Origin of the sequence: Klebsiella sp. 141198 (assembly GCF_050600785.1) — a bacterium.
Lineage (GTDB): Bacteria > Pseudomonadota > Gammaproteobacteria > Enterobacterales > Enterobacteriaceae > Klebsiella > Klebsiella aerogenes.
In genome coordinates, this window is the sequence record NZ_JAQIRM010000004.1 from 299,632 (window position 1) to 313,641 (window position 14,010).

Genomic DNA, 14,010 nt, shown 5'->3' on the forward strand with positions numbered 1-14,010 from the left:
GTCAAGCAAGGTAATGAATCTTTTATGGCAGCCGGTGACACTTTTCTGACAGCCATTGATTTTATTTAACTTACTGAAATAAAACATAATTTACCAAAAGACGGGTTTCGCGCCAATTTGCTCGCAGGCCGCGTACTCTCTAGCTTACCGCAAGTTTTCTAACTCTAATACACAAGGTTATCCACAGGAATAGTGGATAACTGTCTGCAGGCCGCGAGGTCTGCCACCCGGCAGAAAAGTCTCATCGGACCAAAGCCCGCGGCTAAAAAAAATTATCGAATTTTTTTTGATATTTATCAGCTAAAGACGGCTGGATTTTTTGCGTTTCCTGGACCACATTTCATCGTCCTGTCAACAAAAAATAGAGCCGTCTCGCAGGCTTATGGGGGTTATTGCAGTGGGCTCAGATCCAGGTAATGCGCGAGTTCCTTACGCTGCGATGCGTCGGCAAGCCAGGGAATTTCCCCCAGCAGCGGCGCTGGCAATACCCGCGTTAAGGTTTGCAGATATTCGCGATGGCGTTTACCCGGCGGCTGGATATCGTTGGCGATCCAGCCCACGAGCGGCAGCCCGGCTTCGCGTACCGCCTGGGCGGTGAGCATCGCGTGATTGATACAGCCGAGTTTGACGCCAACCACTAAAATCACCGGCAATTGCTCCTGCTGCGCCCAGTCGGCGAAGGTCAGGGTTTCCGAGAGCGGCGTAAACCAGCCGCCCGCCCCTTCCACCAGCACCCAGTCTGCCAGGCGCTCAAGTTCGCGCAAGCCGTTGGAAAGCGTCGTCGCGGCGATTGGTCGCCCTTCATCGGCGCTAATAATATGCGGCGAGGTCGGCTCGGCAAAGGTATAAGGGTTAACCTGTTCATAGCGCAGCGCCACCCGGCTATTGCACTGCAGGGCCAGCGCATCTTCATTGCGTAACCCATTTGCGGTCATGTCGCTACCGGAAGCCACCGGTTTATAGCCTGCGGTGTTAAATCCCAGCTGATTCGCCGCCTGCAGCAGCGCGCTGCTGGCGACGGTTTTACCGACTTCAGTATCGGTTCCGGTGACGAAGAAACGTTTAGTCACGTTCAATGACTCCTGTAAAAAGATGATACGTCAGCGGGCACTGGCCCTGCTGTTGCGGCCAGGCAAGCTGCAATTCGCGCAGCTTACCGCGGCTAAGCGGCGCAGACGTCCGGCCCTGATGTAAGTGGGTTGCGCCAATCCCCTTTAGCGAGCGCATGGCGCTTAACGCGTCGGCGAACGGTAAGCTAATCTGATGCACGACGCCTTCGGCGCGCAGGCCGCTCAGCGCCGCCCTTACCGCCTGTTCGCTGAGAAAACGGTTGGCATGGGGATGGTCGTCGACTGCCCGCCACGCTTGATTGAGTTCCGGTAGCGATCCGGCGAGCAGCGTGGTGAACGCCACCCGTCCGCCGGGCCGCACCACCCGGCACAGTTCGCCGATTGCCGCGCTCAAATCGTCACACCACTGCACCGCCAGGTTGCTCCATGCCAGATCGAAGCAGGCATCCGGCAGCGGCAGCGCTTCGATATCGCCCTGCAGATAATGCTGCGCGGCGCCGTTGCGTTGCGCCTGCGCCAACATCCCGGCGGAAAGATCCAGCGCGGTAACTTCGCTTCCTGCTTCGCGCCAGTAACGGCTCATGCTGCCAGGGCCGCAACCGGCGTCCAGCACCTGGGGGAAATCACCTTTCGCCAACTGGCGCAGTAGCAATTCGGCGCTGTGGCGCTGCAGCTCATCATGTTGCGTATAGCCGCTGGCCGCCCGACCAAACGCCGCGGCCACCGCCTGCTTATTCACCGTAGCCATGCAGCACCTCCAGTAAACGCGCAATGTCTTCAGCCTGATGAGCGGCGGTCAAAGTGAGGCGCAGACGCGCGCCGCCGACAGGAACCGTCGGCGGACGAATGGCGGTAGCCCAACAGCCGGCCTCGCGTAGGCTGGATGCCAGAGCCAGCGCTCGCGCGTTATCGCCGACGATCAACGGCTGAATCGCGCTCCGGGAATCGGTCAGGCCCAGCGAAATATCGCCCATTCCTGCGCGGAACTGACGGATGCGGGCGCTCAAGATTTCCCGCCGCTGCTGGCCCTCATCGCTACGAATGATCCGCAACGCCGCGCTTAACGCTACCGCCTGCGCCGGCGGCATCGCGGTGCTGTAGATGAGATGACGGGCAAACTGCAGCAGATAATCGGCCATCGATTCACTGCACAGTACCGCCGCGCCGCTCACCCCAAACGCCTTGCCGAAGGTGACCACCAGCAGCTCCGGACGAACCGCCTGCGTATGACAGCTTCCTCGCCCTTCATCGCCAATCGCCCCGATTCCATGCGCATCATCAACCAGAAATAATGCTCCGGCGCTGCGGGCTGCCGCCTGAATATCAGCGAGCGGCGCGCTGTCGCCGTCCATGCTGAAAATCCCTTCGGTAACGACTAACTGCTGGCCGTCCAGCGGTTTCGCCAGCAATTGAGCAAGCTGTTGCGGGTCATTGTGAATAAAGCGGCGCAGCTGCGCCGGGCTGAGGCTTGCCGCTTCCAGCAGGGAGGCATGGCTCAGGCGATCGGCCACAATCCGATCGTCTTTTTCCGCAAGCGCAGCAATCAACGCCTGATTCGCGGCAAAGCCGGAGATAAACAGCAACGCGCGCGGGTAGCCCAGCCAGTCGGCAAGTTCTTCTTCCAGCTCGCGATGTGCCTGACTATAGCCGCTAACGTGACCCGATCCGCCAGAACCGACGCCATAACGTTCCGCCCCCTGCTGCCAGGCGGCGATAATCGCATCATGCTGGCTCAGGCCCAGGTAGTCATTACTGGAGAAGTTGAGCCAGCGCTCCCCTTCTCGCTCCAGCCAGCGTCCGGCGCCGTGGCTTACCGGCAGGCGGCGGCGGAAAGCATCCGCCGCCCGCCGTTCGTCCAGCGCCCGATCGATTCGTTGCTGCCAGCTCATAGCGCCGCCGCGTTGTAGTATTCCTCAGTGTCTGGGGTGAGTAAGGCCTGCTCCAGGCGCTGCTGCTGCTCATTATCACCTTCCAGTACCGCCGTCTGCTGCGGATTGATCCCCAGCTTGCGGAACAGCTGCAGGTCTTTATCTTCTTCCGGGTTAGGCGTCGTCAGCAGCTTGCAGCCATAGAAAATCGAGTTAGCCCCGGCCATAAAGCACATCGCCTGGGTCTGCTCGTTCATCTGCTCGCGCCCGGCGGACAGACGCACGTAGGAGGTTGGCATCATGATGCGCGCAATGGCGATCGTGCGGATGAAATCGAAGGCGTCGACATCGTCGTTATCCGCCAGCGGCGTACCCTTAACCTTCACCAGCATATTGATTGGCACGCTTTCCGGCGGCGTTGGCAGATTAGCCAACTGCAGCAGCAGCCCGGCGCGATCTTTCACGGTTTCCCCCAACCCGACAATGCCGCCGGAGCACACTTTAATCCCGGCATCGCGTACCTTATCCAGCGTATCCAGACGTTCCTGATAGGTACGGGTGGTGATGATGTTGCCGTAAAATTCCGGTGAGGTGTCGAGGTTATGGTTGTAGTAATCAAGCCCCGCGCCGGCCAGGCGCTGTGCCTGACTATCGGTAAGGGTACCGAGCGTCATGCACGACTCTAGCCCAAGCGCCTTCACGCCTTTGACCATCTGCTCCAGATACGGCATATCGCGGTCATTGGGATTCTTCCACGCCGCGCCCATGCAGAAGCGGGTCGAGCCGGCGTTTTTCGCCTGACGCGCTGATTCCAGCACCTGCTCGACTTCCATCAGGCGCTCGGATTCAAGACCGGTTTTGTAGCGTGCGCTTTGCGGGCAATATTTACAGTCTTCCGGACAAGCGCCGGTTTTAATCGACAGCAACGTACTGACCTGCACCTGACGCGGGTCAAAATGCTGACGGTGGATTTGCTGCGCTTCAAAGAGCAGATCGATGAGTGGTTTATTAAATAACTCAGTAACTTGCGACATTGTCCAGCGTGCGTGGTGAGCCATTGGCCTCTCCAAAAAGGTTTTGTTAATTTGCGGTTCGGTTTATACTCGTAAACCTAAATGTTTTCAAAATGGTTTACAAGTCGCTTATGACACTGGACGATCTCGCTTTCGATCGGCGCCACATCTGGCACCCCTACACCTCTATGACTTCCCCCCTGCCGGTCTACCCGGTGGTTTCCGCCCACGGTTGCGAGCTGTCCCTCGCCGGCGGCGAACAGCTGATTGATGGCATGTCATCCTGGTGGGCGGCGATCCACGGCTACAATCACCCGCGCCTGAATGCGGCGATGAAAGCGCAGATCGACCAGATGTCGCACGTGATGTTCGGCGGGATCACCCATCCGTCGGCGGTGGCGCTATGTCGCCAACTGGTGGCGATGACGCCGGAATCGCTGGAGTGCGTTTTCCTCGCCGATTCCGGTTCGGTGGCGGTAGAAGTGGCGATGAAAATGGCGCTGCAGTACTGGCAGGCTAAAGGCCAACCGCGCCGTCGTTTCCTGACCTTCCGCAACGGCTATCACGGTGACACCTTCGGCGCGATGTCGGTCTGCGATCCGCAGAACTCGATGCACAGCCTGTGGCAGGGCTACCTGCCGGATAACCTGTTTGCCCCCGCGCCGCAAAGCCGCTTCGATGGCGAGTGGGATGAGATGGATATGGTGCCGTTTGCCCGCCTGATGGCCGCGCATCGCCACGAAATCGCCGCGGTGATCCTCGAACCGGTAGTCCAGGGCGCCGGCGGGATGCGCATGTACCACCCGGAGTGGTTGAAGCGAGTGCGTAAAATGTGCGACCGGGAAGGGATTTTGCTGATCGCCGATGAGATTGCCACCGGCTTTGGCCGTACCGGCAAACTGTTCGCCTGTGAACACGCTGGCATTTCCGCCGATATTTTGTGCCTGGGTAAAGCGCTGACCGGCGGTACCATGACCCTTTCCGCCGCTATAACCACCCGAACGGTAGCTGAAACCATCAGCGATGGTGAAGCCGGCTGCTTTATGCACGGCCCCACCTTTATGGGCAATCCGCTGGCCTGTGCGGTGGCAAGCGAAAGCCTGCGCCTGCTGGAGAGCGGCGAATGGCAACAGCAGGTGGCGGCGATTGAAGCCCAGCTGAAGGCCGAGCTGGCTCCGGCAGGAGAGTCAGAATGGGTCGCCGACGTGCGCGTACTGGGCGCGATTGGCGTGGTTGAAACCCGTCATCCGGTCAACATGGCCGCTCTGCAGCGCTTTTTCGTTGAACAAGGGGTGTGGATCCGCCCATTTGGCCGGCTGATTTACCTGATGCCGCCGTATGTCATCAGCCCACAACAGCTGACTCGCCTGACCCGTGCGGTCAACGCGGCGGTACGGGAAGAAACATTTTTTAGCGAATAAACAGCGGAATTGCGCCGTCGGGAAGGCTACACTTCTTTGTTAATCAGCGCATTATCAACGAGGATGAAGCATGAAACTGACCAGTCACGATCTGCAAGACGGCGGCAAGCTGCCTAATCGTCACGTATTCAACGGTATGGGGTACGATGGCGATAATCTTTCGCCGCATCTGATGTGGGACGACGTCCCTGCGGGAACTAAAAGCTTTGTCGTTACCTGCTACGACCCGGATGCGCCGACCGGCTCCGGCTGGTGGCACTGGGTGGTAGCCAACCTGCCTGCCGATACTCGGGTTTTGCCGCAGGGGGCCGGTTCCGGTCAGGCGGAGCTACCGGAAGAGGCCATTCAGACCCGCACCGATTTTGGTAAAGCAGGCTACGGCGGCGCCGCGCCGCCGAAGGGTGAAACCCACCGCTACATTTTTACCGTGCACGCGCTGGATATCGATAAGATTGATGTCGATGCCGAGGCGAGCGGCGCGATGGTCGGCTTTAATGTCCATTTCCATTCGCTCGCCAGCGCTTCCATCACCGCCCTGTTCAGTTAATTATCCCCCCGGATAGCGGCTTGCGCCTTATCCGGGCTACTCGCTACGGTCAGTGCCATTTGTAGCCCCGGTAAGCGCAGCGCCACCGGGGAGATTGACCTTACTGTTCAGTGGCTACCTGCAGCGCGGTTTTACGCACGCGTGCGTACCACACCACCGTCAGCAGCCCCAGCCAGACCAGCCCGGCTAACAGCGCCACGCGCGTCTCTTCCACCATTCCCAGCACGGCGATCACCAGCCCCATAAACAGTAGCGTCAACAGCGGGCCAACCGGCCAGAAGGGGATCGGGAATTCGATCTTACTACGCTCTTCGGCCGACAAACCGCGGCGCATTGAGAAATGAGAGAGCAGGATCATCAGCCACACCCAGACGGTGGCGAACGCCGCCAGCGAGGCAATCAATACAAATACCTGTTCCGGCATCAGATAGTTAAGCACCACCGCCACCAGCAGCGCCACGCCCATCACCACGACCGTCATCCAGGGGACGCCGTTGCTGGCGATTCGCTGGAAGCACTTCGGCGCCAGCCCCTCTTTCGACATACCGTACATCATGCGCCCGGCGCCAAAAATATCGCTGTTAATCGCCGAGATACTGGCGCTAATCACGATGATATTCAGCACGGTCGCCGCCGCCGGGATCCCGAGACCATCGAAGATCAGCACAAACGGACTGCCCTGCTCGCCAAAACTATTCCACGGGAAGATCGCCATCAGCACCGCCAGGGTGCAGACGTAAAACAGAATAATACGCAGCGGAATGGTGTTGATGGCCTGCGGGATGACCTTCTTCGGGTTCTGCGCTTCCGCCGCCGTGACGCCGATAATTTCCACGCCGCCGAAAGCGAACATCACGATGCCAAGCGAAGCGATGATCCCCTGCCAGCCATTTGGCGCAAAGCCGCCGTGGCTCCACAGATTTTCCAGCCCGGTGGCCGGGAAACTATGGCCAAAGCCAAAGAAGATGATCCCTGCGCCCGCCGCCATCATGGCGATAATCGCCACCACTTTAATCAGCGACAGCCAGAACTCCATCTCGCCGAACACCCGTACGTTGCACAGGTTCATCGCGCCAATAAAGAAGATGATACTAAGGATCCAGATCCAGCGCGGCACATCGGGATACCACAACCCCATATAGATACCGAATGCGGTGACGTCGGCCAGCGCCACGATAACCATTTCAAAGGTATAGGTCCAGCCGGTAATAAATCCGGCCAGCGGCCCAAGATACTGGCGGGCGTAGCTGCCGAAAGAGCCGGAAACCGGATTGCGCACCGCCATTTCACCCAGCGCGCGCATGACCATAAAGACCGCCGCGCCGCCTATCAGATAGGCCAGCAGTACCGCCGGCCCCGCCGCCTTAATGGCGGAGGCCGAACCGTAGAACAGCCCGGTGCCGATAGCGGAACCGAGCGCAATAAAACGAATGTGTCGGGCATTCAGCCCGCGCAGCAGATGCGGTTTGTGTTGTTGTTGCATATACAGGTGTCCTGGTTTTTTTATATGACGACAAATATGCGATGTAGGACGGTCGGGGAGATGACATCCCCCCGACGCGGGTACAGAGAACAACGGTGATTAATTCAGGCCAGGCAATACGGCAGGCAGCAGACGCGTCAGGTGACGTGCGGCCAAAAGCTCGGTGGCATTTTCAATATCAGGAGCGAAGAAACGGTCTTGGGTATAATGCGGCACGCGTTCGCGCAGCAGATGACGCGCCTCTTCCAGCAGCGGACTGGTGGTCAGCCCTTCGCGCATATCTAGCCCCTGCGCCGCCGCCAGCCACTCGACGGCCAGCACCCCACGGGTGTTTTCCGCCATCGCCCACAGGCGACGACCGGCAGCTGGCGCCATCGAGACGTGGTCTTCCTGGTTCGCGGAAGTTGGCAGGCTGTCAACGCTATGCGGGTGCGACAGCGCTTTGTTTTCACTGGCTAAAGCCGCCGCCGTGACCTGAGCAATCATAAAGCCGGAGTTGACGCCGCCATTTTTGACGAGGAACGGCGGCAGCTGCGACATATGGCTGTCCATCATCAGCGCGATACGGCGCTCGGAGAGCGAGCCGATTTCCGCGATCGCCAGCGCGATATTATCCGCCGCCATCGCTACCGGTTCGGCATGGAAGTTACCGCCGGAGATGACGTCATTTTCAGCGGCAAAGACCAGCGGGTTATCGGAGACCGCATTCGCTTCGGCTAACAGTACTTCCGCCGCCTGGCGGATCTGCGTCAGGCAGGCGCCCATCACCTGCGGCTGACAGCGCAGAGAGTACGGATCTTGTACCTTGGCGCAGTTATGGTGCGACTGCGAAATCGCGCTGTCATCGGTCAACAGGTGGCGATACAGCGCCGCCGCATCAATCTGGCCACGCTGGCCGCGTACCTCATGAATACGCGCATCGAACGGACGACGCGAGCCCAGCGCCGCTTCGGTGGTTAACGCTCCGCAAACGACCGCTGAGGCGAACAGATCTTCGGCTTCGAACAGGCCGCGCAGCGCAAAGGCCGTCGACGCTTGGGTGCCGTTCAGCAGCGCCAGACCTTCTTTCGCCGCCAGGGTAATCGGTTCCAGCCCCGCCTGACGTAACGCTTCCGTCGCCGGCAGCCATTCGCCGCCGCGTACCCGCGCTTTGCCTTCACCAAGTAGCGTCAGCGACATATGCGCCAGCGGCGCGAGGTCGCCGGAGGCGCCGACGGAACCTTTCGCCGGGATCCACGGCGTCACGCTGGCATTGACCAGGCCAATCAGCGCCTGGATCACGCTCAGGCGGATCCCGGAGAAGCCGCGAGACAGGCTGTTAATCTTCAGCACCATAATCAGGCGCGCCAGATCATCGTCCAGCGGCTCGCCAACGCCCGCCGCATGGGATAACACCAGTGAACGCTGCAGGTTCTCCAGATCTTCCGTCGAGATACGGGTCTGGGCCAGCAGGCCAAAACCGGTGTTAATACCGTAGGCGGTCCGCCCTTCGGCAAGGATGGCGTTGACGCAGGCCACGCTCTCATCGATTGCCGCAAACGCGCTGCTATCGAGGGTGATGTTCAGCGGGTGGCTGTAAACGTCGCGGAGCTGCGACAGGCTCAGTTGCCCCGGAATTAGCGTTAAAGATTTCATTTAGCGTTCCCCTGCGTTGCCGCAACCATCGGAAGATTCAGACCCTGTTCCGCCGCACATTCAATGGCGATATCGTAACCCGCATCGGCATGACGCATTACGCCGGTCGCCGGGTCATTATGCAGGACGCGAGCGATACGCGCCGCCGCTTCATCGGTACCATCACAGACGATAACCATCCCGGAGTGCTGCGAGAAGCCCATGCCTACGCCACCGCCGTGGTGCAACGAGACCCAGGTCGCGCCGCTGGCGGTGTTAAGCAGTGCGTTGAGCAGCGGCCAGTCGGATACCGCATCCGAACCGTCGCGCATGGCTTCGGTTTCGCGGTTCGGGCTGGCGACGGAGCCGGAATCAAGGTGATCGCGGCCAATCACGATCGGCGCGGAGACTTCGCCGCTACGCACCATTTCGTTAAAGGCCAGCCCCAGCTTCTGCCGCCACTCCAGACCTACCCAGCAGATACGCGCCGGCAGTCCCTGGAAGCTAATGCGCTCGCGCGCCATATCCAGCCAGTGGTGCAGATGCTTATCATCTTTAATGATCTCTTTCACTTTCGCATCGGTTTTGTAGATATCCTGCGGATCGCCGGACAGCGCCACCCAACGGAACGGGCCGATACCGCGGCAGAACAGCGGACGGATATACGCCGGCACGAAGCCCGGGAAATCGAAGGCGTTGCTGACGCCCATTTCCTGCGCCATCTGGCGGATGTTGTTGCCGTAGTCGAAGGTCGGTACGCCCATTTCATTAAAGGCCAGCATCGCCTGAACGTGGTCGGCCATCGAGCGTTTCGCCGCCAGGATAGTGCCTTGCGGATCGGATTCGGCTTTCTGCTGATACTCTTCCCAGCTCCAGCCTTTCGGCAGATAGCCATGCAGCGGGTCGTGGGCGCTGGTCTGGTCGGTGACCATATCCGGGCGCACGCCGCGTTTCACCAGTTCCGGAACGATATCCGCGGCGTTGCCGCACAGCGCGATAGAGATAGCGCGGCCTTCGGCGGTATATTTTTTGATGCGCGCCAGGGCGTCATCCAGAGAAGTGGCCTGTTCATCCACGTAGCGGGTACGCAGACGGAAATCGATGCGGCTCTGCTGACATTCAATGTTCAGCGAGCAGGCGCCTGCCAGCGTCGCGGCCAGCGGCTGCGCGCCGCCCATGCCGCCCAGACCGGCGGTTAACACCCAGCGGCCTTTCAGGCTGCCCTGATAGTGCTGGCGACCGGCTTCGACGAAGGTTTCATAGGTGCCCTGTACGATGCCCTGGCTACCGATGTAGATCCAGCTGCCGGCGGTCATCTGGCCGTACATCGCCAGCCCTTTGGCATCCAGTTCGTTGAAGTGTTCCCAGGTAGCCCAGTGCGGAACCAGGTTGGAGTTAGCGATCAGCACGCGCGGCGAGTTTTCATGCGTTTTAAATACGCCGACCGGTTTACCGGACTGCACCAGCAGGGTCTCATCGCTTTCCAGGTTTTTCAGCGCCTTCACGATAGCGTCATAGCATTCCCAGTTGCGCGCAGCGCGACCAATACCGCCATAGACCACCAGCTCATGCGGGTTTTCGGCGACATCGGGATCGAGGTTATTCATTAACATACGCAGCGGCGCTTCGGTCAACCAGCTCTTGGCGGTCAGCGTCGTGCCTCTCGGGGCACGTACGTCCAGCTGGCGATATTTGCTTTGCGACATCGGGGTTTCTCCTGACAATTAACGTTGTGTACGTAGATACATATACTTGTCTATACAACTCTACGCAAGCCAGGATTTAACAGAAATGATACAATTTTGTTATATTGCGTCAGCAATCACGTTTTGCTGACGCCAGGGGAAATTACGAGCTGAAATGGCCCTGCAGACGGTAGCGCGCGCCGGGGAACAGCAGGCGAGCGTGTGAGACAATATGCGTCGTCGACCAGGTTCGGCGGCGAATAAGCAGACAGGGATCGTGCGGCATGATGCGCAGCAGCGCGCACTCTTCTGACGTTGCCTGCACCGCCTCGACAATATGTTCGCCTTCGGTTAACGGCGCGATGAGCGATAGATAATCATGCGGCGTGGTGGCGGTGTAATCCTGTAATAGATAGTCCGGCACCACCGCGGCATTGACGCAGCGATCTTCGATTTGTACCGGGACCTCGTTTTCAAAATGCACCATCAGCGAATGGAAGATACGCGTGCCTTCGGCGACGTTGAGCGCCTCCGCCTGGATAACATCCGCTTCGGTCTCCTCTAAAAGCAGCACGTCGCAGCGGTGCTGGTGACGGCGGGAGGCAATCTCATCGGCTATGCTGCGCACTTCAAACAGCGCCGACTGCCCTTTCGGCTCGGCGACGAAGGTACCGACGCCCTGTAGCCTCACCAGCATGCCTTCATCCGTCAGCTCGCGCAGCGCGCGGTTGATGGTCATGCGGCTGAAGCCGAACTGGGCGACCAGTTCAGCCTCCGAGGGAATTCGGTCGTGCGGACGCCACTCGCCGCGGTGGATCTTTTCGCTGATCGCCTGCTTCACCTTTTCATAGAAAGGCGCGGGCGCGGAACGAGGTTGTTGTGCAAACATGGCCTGGCTTTCCTTATGCGTAATAAGCGGAGCGGCGAAACGAAAATAATAGCGCGGATCGCTAGCGCCACCAATGGGCGATTTGCCATGCCAGACGGGCCGCCGCGCGAGCGCCCTGTCCGTCGACGTCAAATTGCGGATTAAACTCGACCAAATCCACCGCCTGTAGCTTACCGCTGCGGCACAACGGCTCGACGATCCGCAACAGGGTCGCCAGCGGCACGCCCAGCGCCGCCGGCGCGGAAACCGCCGGCATTTCGCGCGCTGGCAGCACGTCGAGATCGATAGTCAGATACAGACGGTCGAATTGCGCGATATTGCGCTCAAGCTCCGGCAACACGCGAGTTTCGAAGGCCTCCAGAACCTCCAGATCCTCAACGATATTCACCTGACGGCGCGCCGCTTCATCCCATAACGCCTGGGTGTTCGCCGCCCGACTGACGCCAATGCAGGTATAATGAAAACCTCGCTGCTGCGCTTCACACTCCAGCGCCAACTGGCGGAACGGCGTCCCGGAGCTGGCGCATTCGGCAAAGCGTAAATCAAGATGCGCATCGAGATTAATAATACCCACCTTTTCGCCCGGGAAGGCATCCAGTACCCCAGCGCCGTGGCCGAAGGCCGTCTCGTGGCCGCCGCCCAGCACCAGCGTGCGTTTGCCGGCGCGTTGACAGGCGACCACCGCCTCGCGCAGCGCCTGATGTGCGGCTTCTAACTGTTCGCCATCAACGCTAATCGTGCCCATGTCTACGCAGCGGTCATGGCCCTGATGGCTGGCCATATTGGCCAACGCCCTGCGTAGCGTTTCCGGGCCATGTCCGGCGCCGGTACGACCTTTATTACGCCGTACGCCTTCGTCGCAGGCGAAGCCGAGCAGCGCGATATCGCCGGGCATCTCCTGCGGCGCAAAGCGTTCCGCGCGGGCGATGGTCTGGAACAGGCGCAGCGCATTGGGCGCCTCCGCGCTATCATCGCGCCCCTGCCAAAGGTTGGCGGGCGTAGCTTGCCACAGCATCATTGCAGTTCTCCTCGTACCACGCGCCCCCAGAGCGGCGCGCGCCCCGGCTCATACACCATCTCGACCGGATGCTCGGCATCCCAGATGGCGAAGTTTGCGACAAAGCCCGCCGCCAGCTGACCGTGACTCTCCTGTCGCCCCAGCGCCCGCGCGGCATGGCGAGTCACCCCGGCCCAGGCCTCTTCCGGAGTTAAACCAAACTTGACGCAGGCCATATTCATCGCCAGGTGCAGGCTGGCGAAGGGGCTGGTGCCCGGGTTGAAATCGGTCGCCACCGCCATCGGCACCTGGTACTTGCGCAGCAGTTCCACCGGCGGTTTGCGGGTTTCGTTAAGGAAGTAGAACGCACCGGGGAGCAGGGCCGCCACGGTGCCGCTTTCGCGCATCGCCGCCACACCCTCTTCCGTCAGATACTCGATATGGTCGGCGGAAAGCCCATGATAGCGGCTCACCAGTTGAGCGCCGCCCAGCGACGAGAGCTGCTCAACATGGCCTTTTACCGGAATGCCCAGCGCCTGCGCGGCCTGAAATACGCGCTCGGTTTGCTGTGGACTAAAGCCGACGTTTTCACAGAAGACGTCAACGCTTTCAAACAGCCCCTCTTGCCACAGCGTCGGCAGTATGGTCTCGCAGACCAGCGAGATATAGCTATCGGCGTCGCCATGATATTCCGGCGGCGTGGCGTGGGCGGAGAGCAGCGTCGCCGACAGTTCCACGCCATTGTCGTCAGCCAGTTGTCGGGCGACCCGCAACATTTTGCGTTCGTTTTGCAGATCGAGACCGTAGCCTGATTTAATCTCCAGCGTTGTCACCCCTTCACGAAGCAGGCGAGCGAGACGCGGCTGCGCCAGCGCCAGTAGTTCAGCTTCGCTGCTTTCGCGCGTGGCGCGCACGGTGGAGTTGATGCCGCCGCCGTTGGCGCTGATGGTTTGATACGACACGCCGTTCAGCCGCTGCTCCCACTCCTGCGCCCGGCTGCCGCCAAAAATCAGGTGCGTGTGGCAGTCAATAAGACCCGGCGTCAGCAGCCGGCCTTCGAGGTCGATATGACGCCCTGCCGGGGCATCAGCATCGTCGACGATCGCCTCGATGCGGCCATTACGCACCAGCAGCGCATGGCGCTCCAGCAGGCCATACGGTTGGGAATAATCAGGGTTCAGGGTGGCGAGACGCGCGTTTCGCCAGATAACGAGTTCAGAGGTGGCTTCAGTCATAGCATTCAACTTGTCATGGGTTGTATAGACATTTATTTTCATAACGCCGGTAATGTCAATAAAAGCGCGGGTAAATGTTATTTTTTTGTGACTAAAGACGTTCCGTCAGCGCTTCGCGTTGCGTAAAGAAGTGAAGTTTTTGAACTGGCATCTTCCCGTTTCGTTCAAGTTAGTATAAAACAGCAGGT

The 14,010-nt window shown here is 59.8% G+C and carries 12 protein-coding genes; 2 read left to right on the forward strand and 10 right to left on the reverse strand.

The annotated features are described in order from the left end of the window. Positions 1–389 precede the first annotated feature (389 nt). Genes bioD through bioB form a run of 4 tightly spaced genes read right to left on the reverse strand, consistent with a single transcriptional unit; the run spans position 390 to position 3,996 of the window. Positions 390–1,070, reverse strand: a complete 681-nt coding sequence (gene bioD / locus PGR10_RS15280; protein WP_430923730.1) for a dethiobiotin synthase — start codon at positions 1,068–1,070, stop codon at positions 390–392. Next, the gene (gene bioC, locus PGR10_RS15285) at positions 1,063–1,818 is read right to left on the reverse strand and encodes a malonyl-ACP O-methyltransferase BioC (RefSeq protein ID WP_430923731.1); all 756 of its coding nucleotides are present in this window, start codon (positions 1,816–1,818) and stop codon (positions 1,063–1,065) included. Before bioC ends, bioD begins: the two co-directional genes overlap by 8 nt. After that, a complete protein-coding gene (gene bioF, locus PGR10_RS15290; RefSeq protein WP_430923732.1) occupies positions 1,802–2,959 on the reverse strand; it encodes an 8-amino-7-oxononanoate synthase in 1,158 nt (385 codons plus the stop codon). The genes bioC and bioF overlap by 17 nt, the downstream gene beginning before the upstream one ends. Then, on the reverse strand, positions 2,956–3,996 hold the full coding sequence (bioB, locus tag PGR10_RS15295) for a biotin synthase BioB (protein ID WP_008805734.1): 1,041 nt from the start codon (positions 3,994–3,996) through the stop codon (positions 2,956–2,958). The genes bioF and bioB overlap by 4 nt, the downstream gene beginning before the upstream one ends. An 86-nt stretch (positions 3,997–4,082) precedes the next feature. Here bioB and bioA point away from each other — a divergent pair, with 86 nt between their 5' ends. Further along, positions 4,083–5,372 carry an adenosylmethionine--8-amino-7-oxononanoate transaminase gene (gene bioA / locus PGR10_RS15300; protein ID WP_430923733.1) on the forward strand — a complete coding sequence of 430 codons (1,290 nt, stop codon included), beginning with the start codon at positions 4,083–4,085 and terminating at the stop codon, positions 5,370–5,372. A gap of 70 nt (positions 5,373–5,442) precedes the next feature. Then, positions 5,443–5,919: a kinase inhibitor gene (locus PGR10_RS15305; RefSeq protein ID WP_015704792.1), complete on the forward strand. Its 477-nt coding sequence runs from the start codon at positions 5,443–5,445 to the stop codon at positions 5,917–5,919. 100 nt (positions 5,920–6,019) lie between these two features. Here PGR10_RS15305 and PGR10_RS15310 read toward each other — a convergent pair whose 3' ends face one another. The 6 genes from PGR10_RS15310 to hutI all read right to left on the reverse strand — a co-directional run bounded on the left by PGR10_RS15310 (position 6,020) and on the right by hutI (position 13,864). After that, positions 6,020–7,402: an amino acid permease gene (locus PGR10_RS15310; protein WP_015367620.1), complete on the reverse strand. Its 1,383-nt coding sequence runs from the start codon at positions 7,400–7,402 to the stop codon at positions 6,020–6,022. 99 nt (positions 7,403–7,501) lie between these two features. After that, a complete protein-coding gene (gene hutH / locus PGR10_RS15315; RefSeq protein WP_430923734.1) occupies positions 7,502–9,037 on the reverse strand; it encodes a histidine ammonia-lyase in 1,536 nt (511 codons plus the stop codon). After that, positions 9,034–10,722, reverse strand: a complete 1,689-nt coding sequence (gene hutU, locus PGR10_RS15320; protein ID WP_015367623.1) for a urocanate hydratase — start codon at positions 10,720–10,722, stop codon at positions 9,034–9,036. The genes hutH and hutU overlap by 4 nt, the downstream gene beginning before the upstream one ends. Positions 10,723–10,864: 142 nt before the next feature. Continuing rightward, positions 10,865–11,590, reverse strand: coding sequence for a histidine utilization repressor (locus PGR10_RS15325; RefSeq protein WP_430923735.1), 726 nt, complete (start codon positions 11,588–11,590; stop codon positions 10,865–10,867). Positions 11,591–11,651: 61 nt separating this feature from the next. Continuing rightward, positions 11,652–12,608: a formimidoylglutamase gene (gene hutG / locus PGR10_RS15330; RefSeq protein ID WP_113373889.1), complete on the reverse strand. Its 957-nt coding sequence runs from the start codon at positions 12,606–12,608 to the stop codon at positions 11,652–11,654. After that, entirely contained in the window at positions 12,605–13,864 is a 1,260-nt protein-coding gene (gene hutI / locus PGR10_RS15335; protein WP_430923736.1) for an imidazolonepropionase, read from the reverse strand. Before hutI ends, hutG begins: the two co-directional genes overlap by 4 nt. Between the last annotated feature and the right edge of the window lie 146 nt (positions 13,865–14,010).

Bases quoted from the DNA above. Each gene is read 5' to 3' on its own strand.
- hutG (WP_113373889.1), bottom strand. From the start codon at position 12,608: ATGATGCTGTGGCAAGCTACGCCCGCCAACCTTTGGCAGGGGCGCGAT.
- PGR10_RS15325 (WP_430923735.1), bottom strand. From the start codon at position 11,590: ATGTTTGCACAACAACCTCGTTCCGCGCCCGCGCCTTTCTATGAAAAG.
- bioF (WP_430923732.1), bottom strand. From the start codon at position 2,959: ATGAGCTGGCAGCAACGAATCGATCGGGCGCTGGACGAACGGCGGGCG.
- bioA (WP_430923733.1), top strand. From the start codon at position 4,083: ATGACACTGGACGATCTCGCTTTCGATCGGCGCCACATCTGGCACCCC.
- hutI (WP_430923736.1), bottom strand. From the start codon at position 13,864: ATGAAAATAAATGTCTATACAACCCATGACAAGTTGAATGCTATGACT.
- bioB (WP_008805734.1), bottom strand. From the start codon at position 3,996: ATGGCTCACCACGCACGCTGGACAATGTCGCAAGTTACTGAGTTATTT.
- hutH (WP_430923734.1), bottom strand. From the start codon at position 9,037: ATGAAATCTTTAACGCTAATTCCGGGGCAACTGAGCCTGTCGCAGCTC.
- PGR10_RS15310 (WP_015367620.1), bottom strand. From the start codon at position 7,402: ATGCAACAACAACACAAACCGCATCTGCTGCGCGGGCTGAATGCCCGA.
- hutU (WP_015367623.1), bottom strand. From the start codon at position 10,722: ATGTCGCAAAGCAAATATCGCCAGCTGGACGTACGTGCCCCGAGAGGC.
- bioC (WP_430923731.1), bottom strand. From the start codon at position 1,818: ATGGCTACGGTGAATAAGCAGGCGGTGGCCGCGGCGTTTGGTCGGGCG.
- PGR10_RS15305 (WP_015704792.1), top strand. From the start codon at position 5,443: ATGAAACTGACCAGTCACGATCTGCAAGACGGCGGCAAGCTGCCTAAT.